This is a genomic window from Halodesulfovibrio sp., from assembly GCF_015482765.1.
Taxonomy (GTDB): Bacteria; Desulfobacterota; Desulfovibrionia; order Desulfovibrionales; family Desulfovibrionaceae; genus Halodesulfovibrio.
On the sequence record NZ_JADMLB010000066.1, the window covers coordinates 45,931 to 60,581 of the forward strand.

Consider the following 14,651-nt stretch of genomic DNA (forward strand, 5'->3'; position numbering starts at 1 on the left):
ATTAAAGGAATAACCCTTTAATCTGGGAAAAGAATCCGCCAATGCGAGGCGCTTTGACGTGTGCCGGGGAAGCACCAGTAAAACTAGTCATGAGCGTCTCATTTAATTCGTTAAAAGCTTCGTCAATCTGGTTTAATTGGAATTGTAACTTACGAGCACTTTTTGCCTGATCCTTTGAGAGCTGCTGCATTGTCTCAAGATGCTGCGCCTGAAGGTGGTCCACACTATACATATTTTACTCTCTTACCGCTCCCCCCCGGAAACGGCGTGTTGAATCTGAACTCTGATAGATGCTCTCCCCTCTGAACATCAGGGACGAGGTATGGTATCTATCAGATATGGTTTATGTCAATCTGATTTGCTTTTTCCGGATACATTTTACTGTGTTAAAAACGGCTGGTTGGCTCTGGGAATTTACAACAGGATCGTATGCCGTGAATCTGTACAGCGAAGTGTGGTACAGACGAATGCTAAGGGGAAGAAAGGAGCAATGTGAGGTGTGCTCTGGATAAGAATATATAAAAAAAGAGCGGAAGCATTGCTTCCGCTCTTTTAAATATCATGTGACTAGCGACGGCCGCCACGGCGGTCATCACGACGACCATTGTTGCGACGGTCATCACGACCTCCGCCACGACGATCATCACGTCCACCAGGACGACGCTGAGGACGAGCAGTGGATTCCGGAGTCCAAGGAGTGCCCTGAGCTTCGAGGAGAACTGCTTTGCGGGAAGCACGAACGCGGCCATCGTTAATTTCGATAACTTTAACTTTCATGTCTTCGCCGAGGGATACGAGATCTTCTACTTTCTCAACGCGAGCAATGTCGAGCTGGGAGATGTGTACAAGAGCTTCAACGTTAGGAAGAATCTCTACAATCGCGCCGATTTCGAGAATCTTTTTAACTTTACCCATGTAGTCTTTACCAAGCTCTGCACGCTGGTCGTAGTACTGAACCATTTCACGAGCCTGCTCGAGGGATTCGAGTGTAGGAGCAAAGATGGTTACTTTACCGCTGTCTTCAATGTCGATGGAAGCATCGGTAGCAGCTGTGATTGCTTTGATGTTTTTGCCACCAGGGCCGATGATAACGCGGATAACATCAGGGTTAACTTCGAGGGTAGCAATCTGCGGAGCGTATTTGGAGAGCTCTTCACGAGAAGCAGGAAGCTCTTTTGCCATTTCATCAAGGATGTGGAGGCGAGCATCACGAGCCTGTTCAAGAGCACGAACCATAACGTCAGCAGGGATACCGGAAATTTTGATATCCATCTGAACTGCAGTAATGCCTTCAGCAGTACCGGCAATTTTGAAGTCCATATCGCCAAGAGCGTCTTCATCACCGAGAATGTCGGTAAGAACGATGTAATCGTCGCCTTCTTTGATAAGACCCATTGCGATACCGGCAACAGGAGCTTTAACAGGTACGCCTGCGTCCATAAGGGACATACAACCGCCAGTTACAGCTGCCATGGAAGAAGAACCGTTGGATTCCATAGTTTCGGAAACTACGCGAACAGTGAACGGGAAGTCTTCACTTGCAGGAAGGATTGGACGAAGAGCTTTTTCTGCGAGTGCACCATGACCGATTTCGCGGCGGGATACACGAACCATTTTAACTTCGCCAACGCAGTACGGAGCAAAGTTGTAGTGGAGCATAAAGCGTTTGGTAACGTCACCCATGAGTGAGTCCATACGCTGCTCGTCAGTGGTGGAACCAAGGGTTGTAACAACCATGGACTTGGTTTCGCCACGTGCAAAGATAGAAGAACCGTGTGCACGAGGAAGAACGCCGGTTTCAACGATAATAGGACGTACTGTTTTTACGTCACGACCGTCGATACGCAGGCCTTCTTTGTGGATACGGGTACGTACGATGTCTTTTTCAAGAGCGCCGAGAATTTCGCCGACTTCTGCAAGCGGGGAAGGATCTTCTTCGTACTGAGGTTCAGCAGAAAGAGTTTCCATAACCTTAACTTTAACAGCTTTACGAGCGTTTTTGCGTTCCATTTTGTCTGCAACCTGAAGCGCTACTTTGAGGTCTTCAGTTGCAAGTTCTTCAACGCGAGCTTTGAGCTCTTCGTTTGGAACAGGAGCTACGAATTCAAGCTTTTCTTTGCCGCACAGTTCACGGAGCTTGTCCTGAACGTCGAAGAGAGGCTCAATTTCTTTGTGACCCCAGCTAAGCGCATCAGCGATAACTGCTTCAGGTACAAAGTTCGCTTCACCTTCAACCATAACAACAGCGTCACGGGAAGCTGCGAATACGAGGTTCAGGTCTGCGCCTTCCTGTTCTTTAACAGTCGGGTTCAGTACGAACTCGCCGTTAACGCGACAAACGCGGGCACCTGCAATCGGGCCGTCGAATGGTACGGAAGAGATAGTAAGAGCTGCAGAAGCACCGGTAAGTGCGAGAACGTCAGACTCGTTGAGCTGGTCAGAAGAGATAACGTTAGCAAGAATCTGTACTTCGTCACGGAACCCTTTAGGGAACATTGGACGGATAGGGCGGTCAATTACGCGAGCACAAAGTGTTTCGCGTTCGGATGGACGACCCATTTCACGGCGGAAGAAGGAGCCAGGGATACGACCGGCTGCGTACATTTTTTCAGTGTACTCAACAGTAAGCGGGAAGAAGCCGAGATCGCGTTCAGTAGGCTGTGTACAAGCAGTTACGAGAACTACAGTACCACCGCACTGGATCCAGATAGAACCGTCAGCCTGATTAGCAAGGCGACCGGTTTCAAACGTAATTTCTTTGCCACCGACAGTGGCTGTAAGGCGCTCTGCGCCAAATTTATTTTCCATTCTAAAATCCTCATCGTTTGGCGAAGGGGATTCCGGGGAGAGTGCTTTTAGCAGGCTGTGTGAGCCGGTCAACTAGTGTTGATCGGGGAAAAAACCTTCTTCCCGGACCCCCCTTTCGCGATACTGCGTAGGTATCTCGCCGGTATTGAGCAGCTAACTTCTGCTCCGCAATAAGCTGTTTCTACAAGCTTTTGCTGACCTGACGGATACAAAAAATATATGAGAACAGGGGAATCCATAGGATTCCCCTGTAATGTTGCCTACTTACGGAGGCCAAGTTTCTTGATGAGGTCACGGTAGCGCTGAACGTCCTTGTGAGCAAGGTATTTCAGGAGCTTACGACGCTGACCAACAAGTTTCAACAGACCAGTACGGGAATGGTAGTCGTGTTTGTGTTCTTTGAAGTGCTCGGTAAGGTATTTGATACGGGCAGTCAGAAGAGCTACCTGTACTTCTGGAGAACCGGTGTCTCCTTCTTTCTGAGCAAATTCATTAATAACTGCCTGTTTAGCTTCAGGTGTCATTACCACAGCGATATCCTCCAAGGATAAATGGGTTAATTAGGATTGCCACAAGCCGCGCAGGATGGACCACACAGGCTGACGTTGCACGATGTTGGTTTCAACAAGAGCCAGAGGCGTTCTGTCTGCATCCAGAAGCATTGCGTTAATACCGATCGAAAACGGCATCTGTGCAATTTTATCAGGATCGTACGGAATCGGGTTACCGTTTTTGACCAAAGCAATTTCCTCATCGCTGAGGATAATTTTCGGCCATGTCGGTAATGCCTGTTCCAAAGAGATAACTTTGGATTCAAGCAACTCTGGATTTTCAACCAACTCTTCGGGCTCGCAAGCGTTGTCCAGCGAGAACGGATGGCTGTACTCCCGGATAAGTTCAGTAAGAACTGCCCCGCACTTCAATCGAATCCCCAAGCTGTGGGCCAGGGACCGAATGTACGTACCAGTGCTGCATCTTACCCGGAAACGGAGAAACGGCAACTCAACCGATAGAGTTGCTGCTTCAGAAATTTTTACGGTTTTTATCTTAACCGGTGTTTCTTTACCTTCTCGCGCCAGCTTATACAAGGATTTCCCTTTATGTTTTGCCGCTGAGAAAGCAGGAACTTCCTGTTCTGTAATATCAAGCCAATGGGCAACTTCAGCACGTACATCATCTTCTGTAATGTGCTGCCATTCTGCCGTGTCAGTTACCTGACCTTCTGCGTCCCATGTATCCGTAGTTTCACCAAGTTTAATGGTGCCGGAGTACACTTTTTCGCCGCCGGTCATAAGGTAGTTGGACAGTTTAGTGCCCTGTCCAAGTAAAACGACCAGCAGTCCTTGAGCCATTGGATCAAGAGTGCCTGCATGACCGATTTTTTTTTGCCCGAGACGCTTGATTTTTCCGATGCATCCACCGGAAGAAGGTCCCTTAGGCTTATTGAGAAGCAGAATACCATGCTGCTGAGGTACTTGTGCCATGAAAACTTATGCCTCGTTTAATACCAGATTCTGAGCAATAGTGGCAAGCAGCGCTTCTACAGCTTCTTCTAAAGGAAGTTCGAGGCTGATTCCGGCTGCGTTTTTGTGTCCGCCACCGCCTAAGCTTGCTGCCATTTTCTGAACATCCACAGCACCGTGGGAACGCAGGCTCGCTTTTGAGCCGCTTTCTGTTTCACGCACGGTCATTGCCACATCAACATTTTCTATTTTGCGAAGGTAATTGATGATGGATTCAATGTCGGAATATTCTGTTCCGGTGCGCTCAAACAGTGCTTTAGGAAGTGTGAGATATGCTACTTTTCCGTTAAGTGCAATTTCAATATTTGCGAAGAGCTCAGCCCAGAGTTTTATTTTATTGATACTCCAGTCGCTGTCGAGCTTTTCATTGAAATCGCCTGGTTTTAATCCGGTGCTGATAACCTGCGCGGCAATCTCATGCGCACGGGCAGTTGTGTTATTAAAAGCAAATCGGCCAGTATCCGAGCTGATGGCAAGATAAAGGCTTTCGCCCAAAAAGCCGTCATAGGAAACGTCCAGCTGATCAATGATTCCTGCAACCAATTCCCCTGTGGAACTTGCGTTTGTATCAACAAGGTTCAGTTCTCCGAACATTGGATTGTGCAGGTGATGGTCAATATTGATAACAGGTGCGTCGGATTGAGCGAGAAATTCAGTCATGATTTCGCCGGAGCGGTGTGAATCACCACAATCCATAACGATAATCCGGTTTGGTTGGCATGCGGCCAACTCGTCTGCCGTGGTAAGCACTTCGCAAGGAAGTTCTACCCATTCAAGGTAAGAAGGCACACCGGATTCCAAGAAAATAACAGGCTTTTTATCAAGTTTGATAAGCAGCCATGCCATAGCAGCAATTGACCCAACTGCATCACCATCAGGACTGATGTGGGCAGTCAGGAGAAACGTTTTATCAGCGGTTATAGCCGCTGCAATTTGAGATACTACATTTGGCATGTTTTATTTCTTTTGGGTTTGTTACGCTTCGTCAAACCGGACATTGTTGTAAGAACGTATGGCTTACTTAAGCGTAAAGAAAAATTTTGTGTCAGCTGTATGGCGCTAACGGTGATGTTCTGGGGTGCTCGTGCGTTGAAACAAATTTCCAACGTGCCTATTCAACCCCGAAAAACTCCATATCGCTGTAGACCATTTCTTCGTGGCATACAGCTTCCATCATGCTCAAACACTTTGTAAGCCTGCTCTGCAAGTGCTTTTCGCTGTTGCTGACACTTACAAGGCTGAGTGCTAATGTTGACATCGAATTCTCTGAGCCGACTTCAGCGATGGATACATTGAATTTGTTACGAACTTTTGACTTCAGGCTGTTTGCTACACGTCGCTTATCTTTTAACGATTCGTTTCCGTGTAATGCGTATTCAACCTTAAGAACTCCGATGATCATAACAGCACCAAAATTACGTTGATTGTTCTTGTTTGCTTCTGCCTGTGTCAGGAGCAAGGTAACCAGCAAGGGATTTATTACAAATGTAATCTACCCCGTAGTGAGTGCCAGAAGAAAAAAAGCGGAACCGGACGAAACATCCGGTTCCGCTTTTCATGTATTGCTTACAGAGTTGCAGCTTCTTCTACTTCTTCGAATGCTTCAATAGCGTCACCAACTTTGATGTCGTTAAAGCGTTCGAGTCCGATACCACACTCGTAGCCCTTCATTACTTCTTTTGCGTCGTCTTTGAAGCGTTTGAGGGAAGAGATAGTACCAGTGTAGATAACTACACCGTCGCGAAGCAGGCGTACACCTGCGTTACGGGTGATTTTACCGTCGTCAACGTGACAACCGGCAATAACACCGACTTTAGGTACGCTGAAGGTGTCACGAACAACAGCCTGACCGAGGTACTGTTCCTTAACGATAGGAGCAAGAATACCAGCCATAGCTGCACGAACTTCTTCAACGAGTTTGTAGATGATGTCGTAGAAACGAATATCTACGCCTTCCTGCTCAGCAACTTCTTTAACTTTCACGGTTGGGCGAACGTTAAAGCCGATGATAACAGCGTTGGAAGCAGATGCGAGGAGAATGTCGGATTCGGTGATGGAACCGGCGCCGGAGTGGATAACGTCCACTTTTACTTTCTCTGTTGCCTGCTTTTTAAGTGCATCAACGATAGCTTCAACAGAACCCTGTACGTCAGCTTTGAGCACAACGTTAAGAACCTGAGCTTCTTCAGCATCTGCACGGCTTGCAAGGAAGGTTTCCAGTGTAACTTTAGATTCACGGGCAAGAGCGCGTTCACGTTCTTTAATAGAACGCTGATCCGCGATGCGGCGTGCTACTTTTTCGTCATCAAGAGCTACAAACTCTTCACCTGCTTCAGGAACACCGTCAAAGCCCTGTACTTCTACCGGAGTAGAAGGACCAGCAGCCTGAACTTTTTTGCCCTGATCGTTGAACATAGCACGTACACGACCGGAGAAGGTGCCACATACGAAGATGTCGCCCTGTTTCAGGGTACCTTCCTGTACGAGTACGGTAGCAACAGGACCACGGCCTTTGTCGAGTTTAGCTTCAACAATGTGACCACGAGCCGGTTTGTTCGGGTTAGCTTTCAATTCAAGAACTTCAGCCTGCAGAGCAAGAATTTCGAGGAGTTCGTCGAGACCCATGCCTGTTTTCGCAGATACGTTTGCGAAGATGGTGTCACCACCCCATGATTCTGCAACGAGTCCGATTTCGGAGAGTTCGCGCATTACACGGTCAGGGTTGGCACCCTCTTTATCCATTTTGTTAACTGCTACGATGATAGGTACTTCAGCAGCTTTGGCGTGTGCAACAGCCTCACGGGTCTGTTCCATTACGCCGTCGTCAGCAGCAACAACAAGAATTACGATATCAGTAACTTCAGCACCACGAGCACGCATAGCGGTAAACGCTTCGTGACCCGGAGTATCGAGGAAGCAGAGATCACCGGTAGGGGTGACAACGTGGTACGCACCAATGTGCTGAGTAATACCACCAGCTTCTCGGTCAGTAATGCTGGATTTGCGGACAGCGTCGAGCAAAGAAGTTTTACCGTGGTCAACGTGACCCATAATGGTAACAACCGGAGGTCTGATTTCCAGATCCTCAGGTTTATCTGCCTCACGCGGGGTGAGGTAGTCTTCTTCAGAGAAGCCGACTTTTTCGATCTCGTACTGGAATTCACCAGCAACAACAACCGCGGTATCGTAATCGAGGGACTGGTTAATAGTCGCCATTACACCAAGCTGCATGAGCACTTTGATGATCTCGGAACCTTTAATACCCATCTGGTGAGCAAGGTCTGATACGCGGATGTGATCATCCACTTTAATTTTACGTTTAGCAGCCTTCAGCGGCTGAGTAGACGGAGCCTGTTCCTGCTTCTTGCGCTTACGCTTGCTGCGCTGCCATTCATCAGAAGCAAAAGCATCCTTACCACCGCGTTTTTTCTTATCGAAACCATCACGCTGGTTGAAGTCTACAGTACGTTTGCCCTTACCGCGTTTTTTGTTACGCGCACCGGCTTTATCCGGAGATGGAGCATCGGTAAAGTTTGGAGCCGGACGACCGCCGCCACCTGCTGGACGCGGAGCACCGCCGCCTGGACGTGGAGCACCGCCGCCTGGACGACCCTGACCACCACCTGGACGACCTTGTCCACCGCCATTAGGGCGACCGCCACCTGGGCGACCCTGACCACCATTAGGACGTCCACCGTTCGGACGACCGCCACGGTCATCACGACGCTGCTGTGGGCGTGCTGCACGCTGTTCGCGTTCTCTGGCTTCTGCCGCAGCTACTGCTGGGTCAGGACGGGAAATAATTCGAACCTGAGGAGTAGCCGGTGCAGCCGGTGCTTCCTCACGTTTTTTTGCTGGCTTTTTCTTTTTCTTAGCGCCGTCAGCATCTGCAGGAGCTTCAGCTTTTTCCTTAGCAGCCTTTGCAGGGGCAGCTTTTTTAGGAGCAGCTTCAGTTTTTTCAGCTTTAGCTTTTGGGGCAGCTTCTTTTTTTGCTTCAGGAGCTGGCTTCTGCTCTTTTTTAGGAGCTTCAGCTTTAGCGGACTGCTGGGGGGTATCAGCGGTCTTTTCGGTCGCTTCCGGTTTAGCAAGTTCTTCAGGTTTCACTACACGCACCTTTGGTGCCTCATCTTTAACAGGTTTTGCACTTTCCGCAGCTGGTTCAGGTTTGGTTTCCTTTTTAGGAGTAACAACCTTAGCTTTAGGCGCTTCCTTTTTAGCAGGAGCTTCTTTAGCTTTTTCCTGTACCTTTTCTGCTTCAGCTGCCTGTTTTTTTTCTGCAGGCTTTGCTTCAGCTGGCTTAGCAGCTTTTTTACGGCGGCGAACAATAACGCCTGAATCATCATCTTTGCTGATGACTTCTTTCTTAGCCGGACCGTTCTTTATGTGGTCGCGAACCTGCTCTATCATTTCAGTCGGGATAGAGGTTTCACCGCTTTTAGCGGAGACCCCAAGTTCGCGCAGAGCTGAAAGGATGTCCTTGGTAGGCACGTCCAGCTCTGTTTTTAATTCTTTAACTTTAACTTTCTTATCACTCATGTAGCAAAAACCCCCTTTACTTCCGCCAGCCTTTGAATTTTGCGAAGCGTTTTTCGCATTCAGGGCTGTTGCAGATATAGTAACCTCTACCCGGCATTAGCTGTTCTTCATCAAGGACAGGAACAGTTTCACCGGATTCTGTCTGTGTGCAAACATATCGTTTCAATTCTCCTTTAGGAAAATTAGTACGGCATATCACACATCTGCGGACGGGTGTATGGTGTTTCCGGATGGCTTTGTGCATCCGGTATTATTCCGTTTCCTTTTTATCGGTTACGGTTTCCTCAGTTTCGCCTGCTTCTTCAACTTCTTCTGCCGGTGCTTCTTCAGCCGCTACAGGAGCTTCGGCAGCGTCATCAGCAACAACAGAATCTTCAGCTCCCTCTGTAAGAGTTCCTTCAATTGCAGAGGAGAGGAAGTTGATCGCAGTGCGAAGGTCGGTAATTTTAGACTCAGTGAGTCCCTCAACCGTAAGAAGCTCTTCGTCAGTAGCACTCTGGAGCTTTTCAATGGTCTGGAAACCAGCGTCAACAAAAGCCTGAAGTGGAACTTCAGCAACACTTGCAAGCTGATCGAGACCTTTGCCGATAGCGTGACCTTCGTTATAGCGGGTTTCAGTAAATATATCGATTTTCCAGCCAAGCAGCTTTGAAGCAAGCTTAACGTTCTGACCTTTACGACCGATAGCGTTAGTCAGCTGGTTATCTGGTACGATTACTTCCAGCATGTTTTCTTCTTCATCCACAACAATGCGGGTGATAACAGCAGGAGATAATGCGTTACGTGCATAGGTAGCAATTTCTGGGCTCCAGACAACGATGTCGATGCGTTCGCCGCGCAGTTCCTGAACAATGTTCTGGATACGGGAACCACGGATACCAACACATGCACCTACTGGATCAACATCACGGTCGCGAGTCATAACAGCGGCTTTCGCGCGGCTGCCCGGATCACGAGCAATGTTCATAATAACAACAGTACCGTCGTCAACTTCCGGAACTTCACGCTTAAAGAGCATAGCCATGTAGTCCGGATGGGAGCGGGAAACAATAACCTGAGGGCCGCGGCCTTCTTTGCGAACGTCGATAACAAGTGCCTGAACACGGTCACCGCGTTTGTAGTGTTCGCGTGGAATTTGTTCGTCTTTAGGCAGCAGAGCTTCAGTGCGACCAAGGTTGATGATCCAACCTGCTTTATCACGGCGCTGTACGATGCCGCTTAAGATTTCGCCCTGTCTGTCTTTAAATTCTTCGTAAATAATTTCCTGCTCAGCATCACGCATGCGCTGGATAATAACCTGCTTGGCAGACTGTGCAGCAATACGACCAAGGTCTTCTACTTTAAGACGGAAGCCGATTTCGTCGTCGAGCTGTACTGAAGGGTCGTGTTCACGAGCATCTTCAATAGAAATTTGGGTAATGTCGTTTTCGATGTCTTCATCGCGGGTAACGACTTTGAACTGGAACACCTCAATTTCACCGGTGTCTTCGTTAAAGCTAACTTCAACATCAAGGTCTTCACCGTACTTGCGAATAACTGATGTGCGAACTGCTTCTTCTAAAGTGTCGATCAGCATGCCACGGTCAAGTCCACGGTCTTTACTGATCTGGTCGATGGCTTTTTTTATATCCATGCTCATTTGAATTCCTCCGACTCGCTCTTGCGCTAAGTCTGCCTACTTCTTTTTCTTGCCTTTGCTGGTATCAGGAAAAATGTGTACCAAGTGTGCTTTTTTCAGATCATTCCAATCAATAGTCAGGTCGCCCTCATCATCAGGAAGAGAGAGGACAATAGTGTTGTCTGTTACGGACTTGACTTCGCCTTGGAATTTACGTCGTCCCGGGAACTCGTCATGCGGGTCGCGCAGTACAATTGCAACAGGTTTACCAACGTATTTGGCTACCTGTTCTGCGTTAAAAAACGGGCGCTCAAGGCCTGGTGAAGAAACTTCCAGAGTGTATGCATCAGAAAGAACGTCTTCTACTTCGAGCGTCAAGCCAATGTGTCTGGAAAGCTTGGCACACTGATCGATGGTAACACCGTCAGGGCCTTCTACATAAATTCTAACCACCATACGTTGACCGGAGCCAAGCTCAAAACCCCAGAGGGTAAGCTCTGCATCTTCAACGAGAGGTGTAATGATATCTTTGATCTGCTGGTACAGTCCGTTTCCGGTCATTTTTGCTTCCTTATTTCCTGTCGCTCAAATAAAAAAAAGGAGGCCCTTGAGAAAAAGGCCACCCCGTAAACGACGGTCTCACGACCACAGGATGTTTTCAGCAGACAGTGCATGGGGCGAACCCGTCTTGCCCTGTCTTGGCGCGCAACAATAGCACGACAGCAAGCGCTGAACTTGTATTTACTATGCCCTTACGTACACAAAGTCAAGGGATGGGGCGGAAAGTTTTGGTGAAGTTGTCAAGATATTTTTTTATAAATGTAAGCGGTTTCTGGCGCTTATGAAAATGTGCCGAACGAAATATTATAACATCGACACATTTATAATGATATCTTTTACAGAATTAGATTCTAGGCGGAACTGAGTCTGGCTGGTTTTTGGGGCACAATGATGTGTCACGGATAAGATCGGCAAGAGAAAACTGGTTGAGCTTTTGATACATGGCTTTGGAAGCTTCTTCCCACATAGTGCGAGTCAGGCAGACGTGAATTCGCGGGCAACATGTGTGGTTTTCATCGCAGCCGTAGCAGGGTTCTGTTTTCTCCAATGCCTGTACAAGTTCGCCAAGACGTATTCTGGAAGGATTGCGTGCAAGGTGATAGCCGCCCTTGGCACCAAGAGTGCTTGTCAGGTAGCCTTCCTTCTTTAAATCACGCATAAGTTTTTCTAAATATTTGATGGAGATTTCCTGCCGCATTGCAACGTCTTTTATTGAGACAGGGCCGTCTTCCTCGTTCATCGCAATGTCGAGGAGCATGCGGGTTGCGTAGCGGCTTCGTGTGGTAAATTTCATAATTCGGACCTAGCTGAAAGCTATTCGCCGAGAGTCTGTCGGATGATGGTGAGCATTCTGTCGGGATCAAATGGCTTGTTAACTGTCGCTACTGCGTTGGGAATTGCTTGATGGATGTCTTTAGGCCCACCCACAAAGATGAACGGAGTTTCCCTGTTGTAATTGCCGGATGCGAGCTGTTTGTACACCACCGCACCAGAGTCGTTCGTCATTTCCATATTCAGAGTGATAAGGTCGAACGGGGTTCCGGCTGCAATTTTAAGGGCTGTATTGCCGTTCTGTGCTCCTACAGCATCGTAATCACCAGACTGTAGAAAATTGATCATGTACTCGAGGACATTAGGATCATCCTCAATAACAAGGATACGTTTTCTCATACCGTACTCTTCGGGATAGATGGTGCAGGACGCAGTGTAGCGTCAGGAGAAAAAAACGGAGCGGAAAGCGGTGTGGCCTTCCGCTCCGGTCAGGGCATACTTTACAGGCTGAGAAGTTCCGATTTCGGAATTCTCAATCTATAGTCAATCGTAATGACTTATTCTTCAGGAAGCTTAAGGTGATCCGGAACAATAGCCATTTTGATAAGCAGAGGCTTAAGGAATGACCAGCGGATGCCGATTTCGTATTCCTCTTCAAGATCGCGGATTGCATCCCAGCAGTTATGACAAGGAGCAATTACGAGCTTACAGCCGGTAGCAAGAATCTGATCGCGTTTGGTCTGAAGCGCTTTGTTACGCTCTTTACGGTATTTACCGATACCGTTAAAGCCGCCACCACCGCCACAGCAGTAGTTGTGTTCGCGGTTAGGACCCATTTCGCGGAAGTCTTCAGCAATGTAACTCATAATTTCACGGGTAGCTTTTGCTAAGCCGTGGTTACGTACGTAGTTACAGGAATCCTGAAGAGTAACAGGTTCTTTAATCTTTTTCTCTGGGTCGATTTTAATTTTGCCTGTGCGCAGTGCTTCAGCAACCCATTCAACATAGTGAATGTATGGTGCAGGCGGCAGACCGTCTTCACGACCGGCCCAGTACGGGCCTTCAATAACGGTTGCACGGTGTGCGTGACCACATTCAGTACCGATAACACGCTTAGGACGAAGTTTTTCGATAGCGTTGTATACGGATTCAACCTGCATTTTACATGCAGCCCAGTCACCTGCGAACATGGAAAGGGAAGTCTGTTCCCAACCTGTGCTCGGCACAGTCCAGTTTTCGCCTGCAAGGTGGAACAGAATAGCTGCTTCTGCCAGATCTTCAGGGTAGTGCTTAGGCTCACGAGCGTTCAGAGTGTACATGATGTCTGCGTCTTCCTTATCAATAGGAATTTCCAGACCCGGCCATTCTTCTTCGTACTCTTCAGCCATCCATTCACAGGTATCGATCCAATCTTCGGTGGTAACGTCCATCTGAGCGTTGTACACACGGTGCATACCGGAACCGATTTTCATTTCCCAAGGTACAAAACCCTGAGAGTTCAGGATACCGCGCAGGTAGCTGAACATTACACCCATATCGATGCCGTGCGGGCAGTACATACCGCAACGGTTACAACAGGTGCACTGTGACCAGGCAACGTCCACACAATGACGCATGAATTCGTTGGTCACTTTACCTTTTTTCTTAACCAGCTCACCAAGGGTAGACTGGATTTTGTATGCAGGAACCTGTTTAGGATCGCGGTCGTTTACGCGGTAAAGGAAACAGGAATCAGCACACATGCCACAGTGGGCGCAGATTTCAAGCCACGTACGGATACGGGACTGACAGGTATCTTCAAGAAGTTTAGCAATGGCGTCGGAATTAACGTCAAGCTCTTTCATTTCTTCGTAGTACTGAGCGCCACCTTTGTCGCCAAGCAGAGCTTTAAGCTCTTCTTCGCTACTGATAGGTGTGGTGTTACAAAAAGTACCTTGAGGCATTGTTATCTCCTAGCGGCTTACTGTTACCACGGGAATGCGGTTTCGCGTTTTGCGCCACCGCGCTTGATGTTGTAATCCATGCCGAGCTGACCACGGGACATGAAGAACAGTACGATGTGGGACAGCTTGGTAAATGGTGCCAGAATAAGCACAGCTTCGCCGGTAAGGATATGGCAGGTAAGCCAGAAATCGTAGTTACCGAGATGCAGACGGGCGATAAAGCCTGTTACGAATGGTGCCACGGAAATGCCGAGAATGAACCAGTCGTATGGAGTTGTAAGGATGCGTACTTCAGGAAGCGCGATACGACGGATAGCGAGCATAAAGCCACCGATGATTGCGAGAACTGTAAGTGCATCTGCAACGCCGGACGGTAATGTCGGCAGGCTGAAGCCGAATGCCATTTTAATAAGTTCCTGATGCGCGAGCAGGAACAGTGGGAGCAGGATTGCGCCGATATGGAAGAGGAAGAAACCTACTGCCATGAACGGCTGCTGACGCCAACCGTATGTGCCGCCCGGAATGAGCCAGCAACGGATGGAGTGAATTGCACCACGCATGCCAAGAGCCATGTGCGGTTTATATGCTACACGGTCAAGCTTCCAGCTGAGACCGCGTACGTACAATACGGCACGAACTGTAAGGCCGCCAAAGAATACCAGCAGTGATACCCACAGCATCGGTCCGGTAAGAAATGCTATCATTGTTATCTCCTTGTCTAGAGGGAGGTTGCCCTCCCTGCATGACTAGTACTTTCTCATTTTCTCTTCTCTGCCGGTCAGGAACGCCCAGTAACCGACAAAGCTGACCAGAGCCACACCCATCAGCACGTATGTGATGGTTTTGGTGTGGAGCATGAAGTCGTGGAGAGTAAAGATAATGTTTTCCATT

15 protein-coding genes are annotated in these 14,651 nt (G+C 48.4%); all 15 read right to left on the reverse strand.

Features of this window, described 5'->3' with window-relative positions:
* Position 1: 1 nt before the first annotated feature.
* On the reverse strand, positions 2-232 hold the full coding sequence (locus tag QZY95_RS12035; protein WP_290923815.1) for a hypothetical protein: 231 nt from the start codon (positions 230-232) through the stop codon (positions 2-4).
* Between the two features lie 335 nt (positions 233-567).
* Positions 568-2,808, reverse strand: a complete 2,241-nt coding sequence (gene pnp / locus QZY95_RS12040) for a polyribonucleotide nucleotidyltransferase (protein WP_290923818.1) — start codon at positions 2,806-2,808, stop codon at positions 568-570.
* Positions 2,809-3,068: 260 nt separating this feature from the next.
* Positions 3,069-3,338: a 30S ribosomal protein S15 gene (gene rpsO, locus QZY95_RS12045; protein WP_290923819.1), complete on the reverse strand. Its 270-nt coding sequence runs from the start codon at positions 3,336-3,338 to the stop codon at positions 3,069-3,071.
* A gap of 30 nt (positions 3,339-3,368) precedes the next feature.
* Complete coding sequence (truB, locus tag QZY95_RS12050) at positions 3,369-4,292, reverse strand: tRNA pseudouridine(55) synthase TruB (protein ID WP_290923821.1); 924 nt, start codon at positions 4,290-4,292, stop codon at positions 3,369-3,371.
* Positions 4,293-4,298: 6 nt separating this feature from the next.
* Positions 4,299-5,285 (reverse strand): bifunctional oligoribonuclease/PAP phosphatase NrnA, encoded by a 987-nt coding sequence (locus QZY95_RS12055; protein WP_290923822.1) that lies wholly within the window; start codon positions 5,283-5,285, stop codon positions 4,299-4,301.
* Positions 5,286-5,442: 157 nt separating this feature from the next.
* Positions 5,443-5,733: a DUF503 domain-containing protein gene (locus tag QZY95_RS12060; RefSeq protein ID WP_290923964.1), complete on the reverse strand. Its 291-nt coding sequence runs from the start codon at positions 5,731-5,733 to the stop codon at positions 5,443-5,445.
* Between the two features lie 164 nt (positions 5,734-5,897).
* Complete coding sequence (gene infB, locus QZY95_RS12065; RefSeq protein WP_290923823.1) at positions 5,898-8,867, reverse strand: translation initiation factor IF-2; 2,970 nt, start codon at positions 8,865-8,867, stop codon at positions 5,898-5,900.
* 16 nt (positions 8,868-8,883) lie between these two features.
* Positions 8,884-9,111, reverse strand: a complete 228-nt coding sequence (locus QZY95_RS12070) for a YlxR family protein (protein WP_290923825.1) — start codon at positions 9,109-9,111, stop codon at positions 8,884-8,886.
* Between the two features lie 6 nt (positions 9,112-9,117).
* On the reverse strand, positions 9,118-10,506 hold the full coding sequence (gene nusA / locus QZY95_RS12075) for a transcription termination factor NusA (RefSeq protein ID WP_290923827.1): 1,389 nt from the start codon (positions 10,504-10,506) through the stop codon (positions 9,118-9,120).
* Positions 10,507-10,542: 36 nt separating this feature from the next.
* Positions 10,543-11,046: a ribosome maturation factor gene (locus QZY95_RS12080; protein WP_290923828.1), complete on the reverse strand. Its 504-nt coding sequence runs from the start codon at positions 11,044-11,046 to the stop codon at positions 10,543-10,545.
* Between the two features lie 343 nt (positions 11,047-11,389).
* Positions 11,390-11,839, reverse strand: a complete 450-nt coding sequence (locus QZY95_RS12085; protein WP_290923831.1) for an RrF2 family transcriptional regulator — start codon at positions 11,837-11,839, stop codon at positions 11,390-11,392.
* 20 nt (positions 11,840-11,859) lie between these two features.
* Positions 11,860-12,216 (reverse strand): response regulator, encoded by a 357-nt coding sequence (locus QZY95_RS12090; protein ID WP_290923834.1) that lies wholly within the window; start codon positions 12,214-12,216, stop codon positions 11,860-11,862.
* A gap of 158 nt (positions 12,217-12,374) precedes the next feature.
* Positions 12,375-13,760: a sulfate respiration complex iron-sulfur protein HmcF gene (hmcF, locus tag QZY95_RS12095; RefSeq protein ID WP_290923838.1), complete on the reverse strand. Its 1,386-nt coding sequence runs from the start codon at positions 13,758-13,760 to the stop codon at positions 12,375-12,377.
* Positions 13,761-13,783: 23 nt separating this feature from the next.
* On the reverse strand, positions 13,784-14,464 hold the full coding sequence (gene hmcE / locus QZY95_RS12100; RefSeq protein ID WP_290923841.1) for a sulfate respiration complex protein HmcE: 681 nt from the start codon (positions 14,462-14,464) through the stop codon (positions 13,784-13,786).
* Between the two features lie 42 nt (positions 14,465-14,506).
* Positions 14,507-14,650, reverse strand: coding sequence for a sulfate respiration complex protein HmcD (gene hmcD / locus QZY95_RS12105; RefSeq protein WP_290923845.1), 144 nt, complete (start codon positions 14,648-14,650; stop codon positions 14,507-14,509).
* Position 14,651: the final 1 nt, after the last annotated feature.

Coding starts and splice junctions, on each gene's coding strand:
- QZY95_RS12035 (WP_290923815.1), bottom strand. CDS start 232: ATGTATAGTGTGGACCACCTTCAGGCGCAGCATCTTGAGACAATGCAG.
- pnp (WP_290923818.1), bottom strand. CDS start 2,808: ATGGAAAATAAATTTGGCGCAGAGCGCCTTACAGCCACTGTCGGTGGC.
- truB (WP_290923821.1), bottom strand. CDS start 4,292: ATGGCACAAGTACCTCAGCAGCATGGTATTCTGCTTCTCAATAAGCCT.
- QZY95_RS12055 (WP_290923822.1), bottom strand. CDS start 5,285: ATGCCAAATGTAGTATCTCAAATTGCAGCGGCTATAACCGCTGATAAA.
- QZY95_RS12060 (WP_290923964.1), bottom strand. CDS start 5,733: ATGATCATCGGAGTTCTTAAGGTTGAATACGCATTACACGGAAACGAA.
- infB (WP_290923823.1), bottom strand. CDS start 8,867: ATGAGTGATAAGAAAGTTAAAGTTAAAGAATTAAAAACAGAGCTGGAC.
- QZY95_RS12070 (WP_290923825.1), bottom strand. CDS start 9,111: ATGCACAAAGCCATCCGGAAACACCATACACCCGTCCGCAGATGTGTG.
- nusA (WP_290923827.1), bottom strand. CDS start 10,506: ATGAGCATGGATATAAAAAAAGCCATCGACCAGATCAGTAAAGACCGT.
- QZY95_RS12080 (WP_290923828.1), bottom strand. CDS start 11,046: ATGACCGGAAACGGACTGTACCAGCAGATCAAAGATATCATTACACCT.
- QZY95_RS12085 (WP_290923831.1), bottom strand. CDS start 11,839: ATGAAATTTACCACACGAAGCCGCTACGCAACCCGCATGCTCCTCGAC.
- QZY95_RS12090 (WP_290923834.1), bottom strand. CDS start 12,216: ATGAGAAAACGTATCCTTGTTATTGAGGATGATCCTAATGTCCTCGAG.
- hmcF (WP_290923838.1), bottom strand. CDS start 13,760: ATGCCTCAAGGTACTTTTTGTAACACCACACCTATCAGTAGCGAAGAA.
- hmcE (WP_290923841.1), bottom strand. CDS start 14,464: ATGATAGCATTTCTTACCGGACCGATGCTGTGGGTATCACTGCTGGTA.
- hmcD (WP_290923845.1), bottom strand. CDS start 14,650: ATGGAAAACATTATCTTTACTCTCCACGACTTCATGCTCCACACCAAA.